At 66.0% G+C, this 11,669-nt stretch carries 11 protein-coding genes; 5 read left to right on the forward strand and 6 right to left on the reverse strand.

What is annotated here, in order from left to right; translation table 11 throughout:
* The 6 genes from MUO23_10150 to MUO23_10175 form a co-directional block, all read right to left on the reverse strand.
* Positions 1 to 683: hypothetical protein (locus MUO23_10150; protein ID MCJ7513314.1), on the reverse strand; the 683-nt coding region annotated here is incomplete at its 3' end.
* A complete protein-coding gene (locus MUO23_10155; GenBank protein MCJ7513315.1) occupies positions 680 to 1,462 on the reverse strand; it encodes a class I SAM-dependent methyltransferase in 783 nt (260 codons plus the stop codon). The genes MUO23_10155 and MUO23_10150, both read right to left, overlap by 4 nt.
* Before the next feature lie 9 nt (positions 1,463 to 1,471).
* A complete protein-coding gene (locus tag MUO23_10160) occupies positions 1,472 to 2,629 on the reverse strand; it encodes a glycosyltransferase family 4 protein (protein ID MCJ7513316.1) in 1,158 nt (385 codons plus the stop codon).
* Positions 2,629 to 3,642, reverse strand: a complete 1,014-nt coding sequence (locus tag MUO23_10165) for a flippase-like domain-containing protein (protein MCJ7513317.1) — start codon at positions 3,640 to 3,642, stop codon at positions 2,629 to 2,631. The genes MUO23_10160 and MUO23_10165 overlap by 1 nt, the downstream gene beginning before the upstream one ends.
* 79 nt (positions 3,643 to 3,721) lie before the next feature.
* Positions 3,722 to 5,524 (reverse strand): translation elongation factor 4, encoded by a 1,803-nt coding sequence (gene lepA, locus MUO23_10170; protein MCJ7513318.1) that lies wholly within the window; start codon positions 5,522 to 5,524, stop codon positions 3,722 to 3,724.
* Positions 5,525 to 5,538: 14 nt separating this feature from the next.
* Positions 5,539 to 6,381, reverse strand: a complete 843-nt coding sequence (locus MUO23_10175; protein MCJ7513319.1) for a TlyA family RNA methyltransferase — start codon at positions 6,379 to 6,381, stop codon at positions 5,539 to 5,541.
* Positions 6,382 to 6,461: 80 nt separating this feature from the next.
* Here MUO23_10175 and MUO23_10180 point away from each other — a divergent pair, with 80 nt between their 5' ends.
* The 5 genes from MUO23_10180 (at position 6,462) to MUO23_10200 (ending at position 11,380) form a co-directional block, all read left to right on the forward strand.
* A complete protein-coding gene (locus MUO23_10180; protein MCJ7513320.1) occupies positions 6,462 to 7,334 on the forward strand; it encodes a decaprenyl-phosphate phosphoribosyltransferase in 873 nt (290 codons plus the stop codon).
* The gene (mvk, locus tag MUO23_10185) at positions 7,331 to 8,269 is read left to right on the forward strand and encodes a mevalonate kinase (protein ID MCJ7513321.1); all 939 of its coding nucleotides are present in this window, start codon (positions 7,331 to 7,333) and stop codon (positions 8,267 to 8,269) included. The genes MUO23_10180 and mvk overlap by 4 nt, the downstream gene beginning before the upstream one ends.
* On the forward strand, positions 8,266 to 9,054 hold the full coding sequence (locus MUO23_10190; protein MCJ7513322.1) for an isopentenyl phosphate kinase: 789 nt from the start codon (positions 8,266 to 8,268) through the stop codon (positions 9,052 to 9,054). The genes mvk and MUO23_10190 overlap by 4 nt, the downstream gene beginning before the upstream one ends.
* Positions 9,055 to 9,192: 138 nt before the next feature.
* The gene (gene panB, locus MUO23_10195) at positions 9,193 to 10,047 is read left to right on the forward strand and encodes a 3-methyl-2-oxobutanoate hydroxymethyltransferase (GenBank protein ID MCJ7513323.1); all 855 of its coding nucleotides are present in this window, start codon (positions 9,193 to 9,195) and stop codon (positions 10,045 to 10,047) included.
* A gap of 64 nt (positions 10,048 to 10,111) precedes the next feature.
* Complete coding sequence (locus MUO23_10200; protein MCJ7513324.1) at positions 10,112 to 11,380, forward strand: hypothetical protein; 1,269 nt, start codon at positions 10,112 to 10,114, stop codon at positions 11,378 to 11,380.
* Positions 11,381 to 11,669: the final 289 nt, after the last annotated feature.

Consider the following 11,669-nt stretch of genomic DNA (forward strand, 5'->3'; position numbering starts at 1 on the left):
CGCAGGTAGGCAAACCGAAAGAACAGCGTAAGGGCAATGGCGCCGGCCGCCGCCACGCCCCAGGCCCCGACATGGATGTGAACCCGTGGCGAGCGCAGCCAGCGGGCTGCTTGGCGCAACCCGGCCCGCAACTGGATCTCGCCATCCCAGAACGCGACCATCCCGCTCACCATCGCCCCGACCCATAGGACAACCGTGGAAGTCCGGAACAAATTGTCGGCGGAGGTCAGGAAGGTCAGGCCGGTCAGCAGGAAGGCGGTGAGCAGGTATGTCGGGCGGACGGAGAGCGGCCTCCCCAGGGCCGAAGAGGTCCCCGGGACGATCCAAGATGCATCGCCCGCCCAGAACGCCCAGGCGATCAGAACTGCGGCCACGGCGTAGAGCATCACCCAGGCCCCCAACGGCTCGGTCCGCCGCTCGAGGCCGGTCTGGGCGACCAACGCCAGCAGGAAGGCCGCTGGAAAGCGCAAGTATGCGCCGCGCAGGCGGAACGAGCCCGAGGTCCCCGCGGGCTCAGGCCCGTCGCCGGGCGTCGCCTCGGCCTTCGGCACCCAGGCCTGCACGTGCTCGTCCGGGATGCTCAGCCGATGGCCATGCAACAGAGCCTTGAACCCGTCCAGGACCGTCGCCTCGCGGCCGGGGTCGGGAGGAGGGTTTGGGTTGTGACCGCTCGGCAGTGTCATCGCTTGCGCGCCAGGTAGCAGCTATAGGTCCCGTCAGGACGGGGCGACGGGTCATGGTACCGCCGGACAATTCTATCCGTCAACCACAGGTTCCAGCGGTAGGGCGCCAGGATCCAGCGGCCGGCGATCAGCCGTGCAAGCAGACAGGGGGCGCCGAAATAGTGACCCCATTCCATCGCATGCAGCGAGCGAGGCCCGAAATAGCGGAAGGTCCGGACGACCTGCAGCCCGGCATCCTCCAGACGCTCACCCCAGCCCTGTTCGTCAAACAGGTTGTGGTGGCGGGAGATCCGTACGAAGCCGTCCTCGTAGCTCCGGGCCAGGCCGTGCAGGCGCCATCGACGCAGATGCCCTGAGATGCTCAAGGAGGATGGAAAGGAGTGATTGGGCACGGTAAATAGGAAGGGCGCCCCCGGTCGCAGTACTCGCCCGACTTCCTTGAGGACGCCCTCGACGCCGGGGATGTGCTCGAGCACCGAATTGCTGAACGCGCTGGCAAAGCTCGAGTCCTCGAAGGGCAGCCTGTGGCCGTCAGACGCCACCAACAGGCGGTAGCAGCCGCGGCTGCGGGCCTCTCGCAAGGAGGGAAGATGCGGATCCGCTCCCACATCGACGGCTCGCGGCAGCACCACAGATGCGAAATGACCGTCGCCCGCCCCGACGTCCAGGACCGGGCTCGGCAGGTCGCTGCCCTGGTAGAACTCGGCTTCCACCGCCCGCAGCATCGATCGGAAGTACGGCAGAGCGCGGAGGTGCGGCCAGATGAAATCCCTGGGCATGGCCTGAGGCTAGCCTGATCCCGCCAACAAGCGGGCATATAGCCGATCATAGGCTGAGGCGACAGCAGCCGGGGATAGTTGCTGGCACCACGCACAACCGTCCTTGCGGTACCTCTCGGGACGGCTCAGCACATCGTTGATTGCGGCCGCCAGACCCTGCGGATCTCGCGGCGGGACAAGCAGGCCCATCCCAGATAGCTGCACAGGCTGCCGGACGCCGGGCAGATCACTTGCCACAACCGGCGTGCCGCACAGCATTGACTCGACCTGCACCATGCCGAAGCTCTCGGTGCTGTTCAGGCTGGGCAGGACGGTGAGATCGCACAGCGCGTAGAAGGCGGCCAGATCCTCCGGGCCCAGCACCCCCAAGAACGACCAGCGGTCGCCGAGGGCGTCTAGCAGGGGCCGCAGGCGGGCCAGATAGTCGGCTTCCCCCATCACGTCCTGGTATTGCCCGACATACAGCACGCGAGCCGTAGGGTAGACCTGCAGCACATACGGCATCGCCTGCGCCAGGACCTCTGCCCCCTTTTCCGTCGCCAGGCGAGCGGCCATGCCGATCACCCGGTCCTTCTCGCCCACGCCATACCGTTGGCGCAGGCCACGGACTCGGGCGTCTTCCACCGGGGCCACCACGGCCGGGGGCGGGATGACCTCGAGCTTGTGGAGCACGCGGCGCAGCGACGCAGAGCTCTCGGCGTAGTCCCGGGTATTGGTGACCACGGCCTGCGCCAGCGACAGGGTCAGGGCATTGGCCAGATGCGACATCCGGTTGGCCACCTGGTTCAGGAGTGAAGAGGGAAGGCTCAAATCGCAGTGGTAGGTGACGACAACGGGCTTCTTGAGCAGGCGGCCCAGCAGCGCCAGGGGGGCGGCGTCCAGCTGCGGAACGTGCAGTTGTAGGATGTCGTGGCAGCGGAGAAGGCGGAATCCGTGTAGCAGGAAGGAAGGCATGATCGGGCCTTTGCTCACCGTTGACAGGACACGGACCCGCCGGACGAGTACGCCGTCCAGGGATTCCTCGATTGCGAGCGTCGGAGAATAGCGTGACGTCAAGACGGTTACGGTGTGGCCCTGCGCCGCCAGCGCCATCGCCAGCCGCTCGGTGTACACCGTCAGCCCGGAGAAATGCGGCCGGTAGTAGTAGAGCGCGTTGAGGATTCGCATCAAGGCGCCTCGACTTGTTCGCGGCGGCTCAGCCACCCGACGACATCCTGGTACAGCCCTTGCAGGGTGTCGCCGTCCCGGATCAGGGCCACCGCCCCGATGCTGACGGTGATGGCGTACACCATGGCGTGCAAGACCAGGGCCGCCGCCAGGGCCGTCCCCGCTGAGACCGCGAAGGCGCCGAGGGCGGCCACTGCTGCCGCCTCAAAGACCCCAATGGAACCCGGTGCAGCCGGCACGGCCCCTCCCAGGGCGGTGGCCGTCAGCATGAAATAGGCCCACGGCCAGCCCGGCGAGGGGTGGAAGGCGCGCAGCACCAGCCAGTAGTCGACCCCAGCCAGGATCCAGCTGACAGCCATGGCGCCAAAGCTGCCGAGAAACAATGAAGGGCTCTCGAGAGCAGCCAGGCCGGAATGCACCCGGCGCCAGCGCGCCTGCCACAACGCAGGTTTGGGGAACTTGCGGCCGATCCAGCCTTCGATGCGGCTAGCGTGGTGGACCAGAAGCCACAGGACCAGCAGCGCAAGGCCTACGGCTCCCCCCCAGATCAGCGCCGCTCGCGAGGCCCAACCGAGGCGCAGGACGACGGGGAGCATGGCCACCAGCAACGTTGTTCCCAGGATGACATCATAGGTACGCTCGATCACAATCGTCGAAAGCACGCGCAGGGTGGACATGCCTGGCTGGCGGCCGAGCAGCACGGCCCGACCGAGCTCACCCAGACGCCAGGGCAGAAGGTTGTTCAGCAGGTAGCCTTCATTCAGGGTGGCCAGGGTACGTCCCAGGCTCACGGAACGGGTGAGCAGCAGCCACCAGGACACGGCCCGGGCGAGCATCGACAATAGGAAAACTGCGGCCGCCAGCCCGAGGTAACCGGGCTCCATCTGCTGCAGGGCGACCACCACGGGCCCCCATCCCGCCCAGCGCAGCACGGCAACCAGCGCCACGACGCTGACTGCCACACCGATGAGCACCCCGATCGTGCCCGTGCGGCGGGCACGTGCCGGTGCCATCACAAGCCGCGCCCGCTCCCCGGGGCCACTCGATCGAGCCGGATGGGGGGCGCCGGGACGGCGTCTGATGCGGCCAGCCTCACTCGTCCCCCAGGCGAAGCACAGCCATGAAGGCTTCCTGCGGGATCTCAACGCTGCCGATCTTCTTCAGGCGCTTCTTGCCGCGCTTCTGCCGCTCGAGCAGCTTCTTCTTGCGGGAGACATCTCCGCCGTAGCACTTGGCCAGCACGTCCTTGCGCAAGGCCTTGACGTTGGCCCGCGAGATGACTCTTCCATCGCTAACGGCCTGGATCGGCACAGGGTACAGCTGGCGCGGGATCAATTCCTTGAGCTTGGAGACGAGCGATTGCCCCTTGTGATAGGCCTCCTTGCGGTGAACCACCATCGCCAGGGCATCCACCGGCTCCTCGTTGATCAGGAGTTCCAGCTTGACAAGCTCATCTGGGCGGTAGCTCTCGAACCGGTAGTCCAAGGAGGCGTAGCCCCGGGTGCGTGATTTGAGCTGGTCGTAGAAATCGATGATCAGCTCGGCGAGGGGAATATCGAAATGCAGAACAACTCGACCGGCAGCGGGGTATTCCTGCTCGATGAAGATTGCCCTGCGCTTGGTCGCCAGATCCATTACGGAGCCGTAGAAGGACTCCGGGGTGAACACCTGAATGCGCATCCAGGGCTCCCGGACTTCTTCCACCAGACTGGGATCGGGCAGGTCCGCAGGCGAGTCGATGGTGCGGGTCGATCCGTCGCGCATCAGGACCTCGTATTCGACGGAGGGGGCGGTGGCGATCAGGTCCAGCTCGTACTCCCGCTCGAGCCGCTCCTGGATGATGTCCATGTGGAACATCCCGAGGAATCCGCAGCGGAACCCGAAGTTCAGCGCCTGCGATGTCTCGGGTTCGTATACCAGGGAGGCATCGTTGAGCTGGAGCTTCTCGAGCGCATCCTTGAGGTTGCCGTAGTCTTCGCCCTCCACCGGATAGAAGCCGGCAAAGACCATCGGCTTCGGATGCAGGTAGCCCGGCAGCGCCTCGGCCGCTATTCGGCCACTCGAGGTAAACGTATCCCCAACCCGGCACTCGCGCACCGTCTTCAGCCCGGTGGCGACGTAGCCGACCTCCCCGGCCTCCAGCTGCGCAGTTGGCATCATGGCCGGCGTGAACACCCCGACCTCGAGCGGCCGCATCTGGACACCTGTCGCCATCAGGCGCAGGTCATCGGTCGTCGTCAGCCGGCCGTCCACCAGGCGCACATAGGCCACGACCCCCTTGTAGGAGTCGTAATGCGAATCGAAGATCAACGCCCGCAGCGGCGCCTCGGCGCTTCCCCCAGGGGGCGGGACGGAGTGCACGATGGCTTCGAGCAGCTCCGGAACGTGGGTGCCGTGCTTGGCCGAGATACGCAGTACCTCCTCCGGCGCCATGCCCAGCAGCGACCCGACCTCCTGCGCCACCTCATCCGGCCTGGCTGAGGCTAGATCGATCTTATTGATCACCGGCAGGATCCTTAGATCCGCCCCCATGGCCAGGTACAGATTGGCCAAAGTCTGGGCCTCGATCCCCTGGGTCGCGTCCACCACAAGGACCGCGCCTTCGCAGGCCGCCAGCGCCCGGCTGACTTCGTAACCGAAGTCGACATGCCCGGGCGTATCGATCAGGTTGAGCTCGTACTCCTGGCCATCACCCGCCTGGTAGGCCATTCGGACCGCCGAGGCCTTGATGGTGACGCCCTTCTCGCGCTCCAAGTCCATGCTGTCCAGCACCTGCTCCGTCATATCGCGATCGGAGATCGTCCCGGTGATCTGAAGCAGCCGGTCGGCAAGCGTGGATTTGCCATGATCGATATGGGCGATGATGCAGAAGTTGCGGATGTGTGTGAGGTGCATGTCGTGGCTTGGCGCTAGGGGCCGGGAGGCCTTTCACCCGCCGCAGGAAGTATACCTGAGTCGTCCGTTTGCTCTTCGCGGGGAGCGAGGCGGACCCCATCCAGCACGAGCTGCAGGTCGATCTGTGGTCCGCCCAGGACTGCCCACAGCAGGAACTCAACATTTCCCTTGGGTCCAAGCAGGGGCGATCGCAGTCCGGCCTGAGGGAAGATCCCCAGCGCCGCCGCAACCTCGGCGACCGAGAGCAAGGCCTGCAAGCGGTCGTCTTCTCCCCGGACAACGCCCCCACGGCCAACGGCCTGCTTGCCAACCTCGAACTGGGGTTTGACCAGCGCCACGACGTCGCCGCCGGGGCGCATCCAGCCCGGCAAGCGCGGCAGGACCAGCCGCAGCGAGATGAAGGACAGATCCAGGGTGACCAAATCGACCGGCTCGGGCAGCAGGTCCAGGTACCGGGCGTTGATGCCTTCCATGACGACCACCCGGGGATCATTGCGCAGGCGCCAGTGCAGGATACCTTGGCCGACATCGACCGCGTATACTCGGGCGGCGCCGGCCTGGAGCAAGCAATCCGTGAACCCCCCGGTGGAGGCGCCGATGTCGGCGCAGGTTCGCTGCCCGATCTCGATCGGCAGGCATCCCAACGCCGCCGCCAGCTTCTCGCCGCCCCGAGAGACGAATGGAGCAGGAGCGTCAAGCGTCAGCCGGCACGCACGGTCGAGTCGCTGCGATGGCCGCAGGACACGTTGTCCGTCGGCACGCAGCTGGCCGGCCATGATCAGCCGCTGCGCGGCGCTGCGGCTGTCCGCCAGCCCGCTCTCGGTCAATAGGATATCGGCACGCTCCCTGAGGGCCATGCGAGGATTCTACTTGCGCCCGCGGCAACTTGCGCAGGGCGAGGCTTGCCCCGCCCTACCCTTCCTGCTATTATCCCGCCATGCTGTCAGCCTTGCTACGAAGCATGCGCCCGCGTCAGTGGGTCAAGAACACCTTCATCTTCGCCCCGCTGGTGTTCGACCAGAAGCTGACGCAGCGCGATGCCCTGCTGGCGACGCTGGCGGGCTTCGTGCTCCTGTGCATGGCCTCGAGCGCGGTCTACCTGGTTAACGATCTCGCCGACCTGGAGGCGGACCGCCGGCACCCGCAGAAGCGGTTCCGGCCGATTGCCGCCGGCACGCTCCCGAGGCGCGTGGCTCAGGTCAGCGCTACGATCCTGTTCCTGGTGACGCTCGGCCTCAGCCTGCTGCTCAGCCTGCCTTTTGCCCTGATTGTGGCTATCTACATCCTGACCAACCTGCTGTATTCCTATCGGCTCAAGCACGTGCCGATCATCGACGTGATGGTACTAGCCTCGGGCTACGTGCTGCGGGTGGCGGGCGGCGTGGTGCTGGTCTCCGTCGAGCGGTTCTCGCCCTGGCTGTACATTTGCACCACGCTGCTGGCGTTGTTCATCGGCTTCGGCAAGCGCCGGGCCGAGATGGTGCTGATGGCTGACAGCGCCAATGAGCACCGGCGGGTGCTGGATGGGTACACCCTGCCCTTCCTTGATCAGTTGATCGTGATCGTGAGCGCCTGCGCCATCATGGCCTATTCGCTGTACACCTTCTCGGCGGAGAACCTGCCCGACAATCACTTCATGATGCTGACCATCCCCTTCGTGATGTACGGGATCTTCCGCTACCTGCAGTTGATCCACGTGCAATCGGCCGGCGGGGCACCCGACGAACTGGTGATGAGCGACTGGCCTTTGCTGGCCACGATCGTGCTCTGGGGGTTCTCCGCCGCGGCGGTGCTGTACTTCGGGACATGAGCATCGGGGAAGCGCCGGGGAAGATCATACTGCTCGGCGAGCACGCCGTTGTGCACGGCCACCCAGCCTTGGCGGCGCCAGTTCACCAGGTTCGGGCCCGGGCTGAGCTGGTAGTCCCAGGCGGAGAGCCCCTGCCCGATCTGCGGGTTGAAGCGCCGGATGTCGGCCTCTCTGTTTGGCTATACGAACTGGCCCCCGACTCAGCCATCGCCCGGGCCTTGCGCCTGACACAGCAGGCTCTCGGGCTCCCCGCACTCCCTCAGGCCCGCCTGCACCTGACCTCCACAATCCCGGTGGCCTCAGGCCTGGGGTCTGGCGCGGCAATCACCCTGGCCATCGTTCGTGCGCTCTCGGCCCATGCCAATCGGGCCCTCTCCCTCGAAGAGCAATCGGCGATTGTGTACGAAGTCGACAAGATCCACCACGGCACCCCCTCCGGCATCGACAATACCGTGATTACCTATGGCGTACCTATCCGGTATCAAATTGGCGCTCCGGTTCAGCGTCTGCAACCGGGAGTCGGCCTGCCCCTTCTGATCGCTGACAGCGGCACCCCCTCTCCCACCGGCCATGCCGTCGCCCACGTGCGCGCCCGCCTGCAGCACTCGCCGAGGCAGACGCAGTCGGCCTTCGACAGCATCCACCAGCTGGTGGAGCGCGGTGCCTTGGCTGTGCAAAGTGGCGACCTTGAAGACCTCGGTGGGTGCATGAGTGCCAACCATGCCCAGCTGCAGGCACTCGGGGTGAGCACCCCAGTCCTGGACCAGTTGGTGGCCGCGGCTCAGGAGGCCGGCGCCTTGGGAGCCAAGCTCTCCGGTGCCGGCATGGGCGGAAACGTCGTCGCACTGGTCCCGCTCTCCAGCACGGCCGCCGTCACGCAGGCCCTGCGTCAGGCGGGCGCTGCCCGCATCCTTCAGACCGAGGTCCCAGCATGATCTTCCTTAAGCTCGGCGGATCGCTGATCACCGACAAGTCGCAGCCTGAGGTCTGCCGCCTGGCGGTGCTGCACCGCCTGGCGGACGAGATCGCCTCCGCCAGAGCGAGGCGGCCGGAGATGCAGCTGCTCCTCGGCCACGGCTCCGGCTCGTTCGGCCACGTGGCGTCTGCCCGCTACGGAACGCACCAGGGCGCCTCGACCCCTCAGGCGTGGCTGGGGTTCGCCGAGGTGTGGCGAGTGGCCAACCGGCTGAACCGGCTGGTCGTCGACGCCTTGTTGGGCTCCGGCTTGCCGGCCATGTCCTTCCCTCCCTCGGCGTCCGCCATTGCCGAAGGCGGGGAGATCCAGCAGCTGGCGGTCGAAACCGTGCGTCTGGCCATCGAGCGAGGTCTACTGCCCGTCGTCGCCGGTGACGTCGCCTTCGACCTCGGCCGAGGATCGACGATCCTCTCCACCGAGCGCGTGTTCTCCTACCTGGCCCTCCGACTGCACCCCAGCCATCTGCTGCTGGCGGGCGTCGAGCCCGGCGTGGTGCGCGGCTACCCGAGCGGAACCGAGGTGATGCCCACGGTCACAGACCACGATCTTGAGACACAGGGGATTGGCGGCGCCAGCGCCACCGATGTCACAGGGGGGATGGCCGACAAGGTGCGCCATGGCGTGAGCATGGCCCGGTCCGTGCCGGGGCTCGTGGTGCGCATCTTCTCCGGGATGCAGCCGGGGGAGGTCGAACGAGCCCTGCTGGGCGATCCGGTCGGAACGCAGGTCCTGGGGGACAAGTAGTCCGGCATCCGCCAACCACGGCGGCGGACCCCGGCCATCTTGCGTTTGGCGAGCCCCTGCCCTAGACTACTGTCGTCCCCCGTTCGCCGGGCACCTTATTCCCCCACACCCGCCCGGCGCGCAGCGTGGAGGAAATCCATGTCCGAACGCAAGAAAGTCACCTTGCCGGCGCTTTTCAGCAAGGTCGCCAAGGGTGAGCCGATCACCATGCTCACCTGCTATGACTATCCGACGGCCCACCTGCAAGAGCAGGCCGGGATCGACATCATCCTGGTTGGCGACAGCCTGGGCATGACGATGCTTGGGTACGAGAGCACACTTCCGGTCACCATGGAAGATATGATCCGCCACACCCAGGCGGTGCGGCGCGGCTCGCCCAACGCCTGGCTCATCGGCGACATGCCCTACATGAGCTACCAGCCCAGCGTCGAGACCGCCATTCGCAACGCCGGCCGCTTCATGGCCGAGGCCGGCTGCGACGCCATCAAGCTCGAGGGAGGCATCGAGATGGCGGACCGCGTCGCCGGCATCGTGCGGGCGGGCATCCCGGCAATGGGCCACCTCGGCCTGACGCCACAGAGCGTCAGCGCCCTGGGCGGATTCCGGGTGCAGGGCAAAGGCGCCCGGCAGGCGAAGAAGATCGCTGACGACGCCAAGGCGCTGGAACAGGCTGGCGCCTTCGCCACGCTGCTCGAGATGGTGCCGGACCGGCTCTGTCAACTGATCACCGAGCGCGCCTCTGACAGCTTTATCATCAGCCTCGGTTCCGGCCCTCACGCACACGGGCAGCTGCTGATCTACCACGATATGTTCGGCCTGTACCCTCGTTTCAAGCCGAAGATGGCGAAGGTGTTCGGCGAGGCCGGACAGGTGATCTTGCAGGGGCTGCAGCAGTATGTGCGCGAGGTCACCCAGCGGCAATTCCCGCAGCCGGAAAACTGGTTCGGCATGACCGACGAGGAATTCGACGAGCTGCAGCGGCTGCTCCGGTAGCCTGGCCGCCGGCTCGCCCCAAGGTGCACCTCACGGGGGCGCAACTCACTTTGAGGAGGGAAGAATGGAAACGGACCTGCGCAGCCTGCTCAAGATCCCCGCTGGACGCCTGAGCGAGATCAATGCTCTCCTGCTGGATCCGGACACCCGAGTCGTGACGGACTTCCTCGACGTGGTCGCCCGGCACGGCAGCCCACGCGAGATCAACCGCAAGGCCAAGAAGGCCGGCAGCCTGCCAGTCCTGCTGTCTCGTGTCCGAAATGAGCATCCGGAGAACATGAAGCCTCTGCGCTGGTTGAAGCTGCAGCGGGATCGCGGCGCCTTCATCAGCGTCGAGGCCTTCCGCCGCAAGATCCTCGGCGATCGGGCTGCGGCCGTCGCCTTCGACAAGGAGCAGTTCGCCGTCACCCTCGAAGTCAGCGGGGCTCAGTACTTCGAGTGGGTGATCGGGGCCGCCGAGCGCGCCCTCGAGACCAGCAACTTGGTCCCGGGCCGCTTCATCCAGGTCCGCAAGATGAAGGAGCAGGAGGCCGACGGCGACCTGCCGGCGTTCGCCGCCGCCATGCAGATCATCGGCGCCAGCTATGTCGCCACCCTCGACACCAAGGGAACGGATGGCTCGAACGTGCATCTCGGCGGACCGGAGACCCTCACCGGCTATTTCGGCGGGATCGGGCAGCCCAACGAGCACGCTCTGACATGGCTCGACGAGTACCTGTACTACTACACCAACTACGGGGTCCGCCAGGTGCTCAACATTAATCCCGGCACCGTTCTGCTAGGGTACATGCTGCACCGTTTGGGGGTGGACATCGAGTTCAAGATCTCGGTCTTCATGGGGAACGACAACCCGTACGCCGCCCTGTGGACGCTACTGGGGGCGAAGCTGTTCGCCCGCAGGGATGGATCCTCCCCGCTGATCGGGTTCAACTGGAGCAACTCGATCAACAACGAGGCGATGGAGATCACGGCCCAATTCCGGCGACAGCTGGGTTTCGAGGACGTTGTGCGTTTCGAACATCACGTCACGGAGACCTGGAAGAGCATCGTCCGCCAGCCGTACAACCGCCGGGCCGAGCTCGTGCAGCTGGCCGACCATGTCGCCAACATCTCCGCCAAACACGAGGGCGGCGACCCAGAGACCGATTCCACTCGGGCGCATCCATCCGATATCCTCGACTACTTCCGAGACCGGTCGGAAATCGTGGCTTCGGGCGAGTGGGACGCCTTGAGGTTGAACTTCATGGACAAGATCGACGCTACGAACGCGACCGCTCGGGCGCTGACCGAACATGGGCTGTCGTTCATCGCCGGTCGAAATCTCCACCGCTAGGCAGGCCCGTCCGTAACCGGACAAGGAACCGCCGGGGTCTGGGAGCCACCCAGACCCCGGCGCGGTCTCAGTGTCTTGGCTGCGGGCAGTGCGGGATGCGTCGGGCGTCGGCCAGGTCTAGCCGGCCTGGCGGATGGCCTCGAGCATTCCATCGACCATCTTGCGCGCCGATCCGCCGCCGATTGCCAGGGCGGAGGGGAAATACAGGGCCTGGGTGAGCTCGGCCAGCGCCGCCCGAGGCGGGTTTGCCCCTTGCCCGATTCCGGCCAACTCCTCGCGGAACAACTCC

It is taken from the genome of Anaerolineales bacterium (genome assembly GCA_022866145.1).
Taxonomy (GTDB): domain Bacteria; phylum Chloroflexota; class Anaerolineae; order Anaerolineales; family E44-bin32; genus PFL42.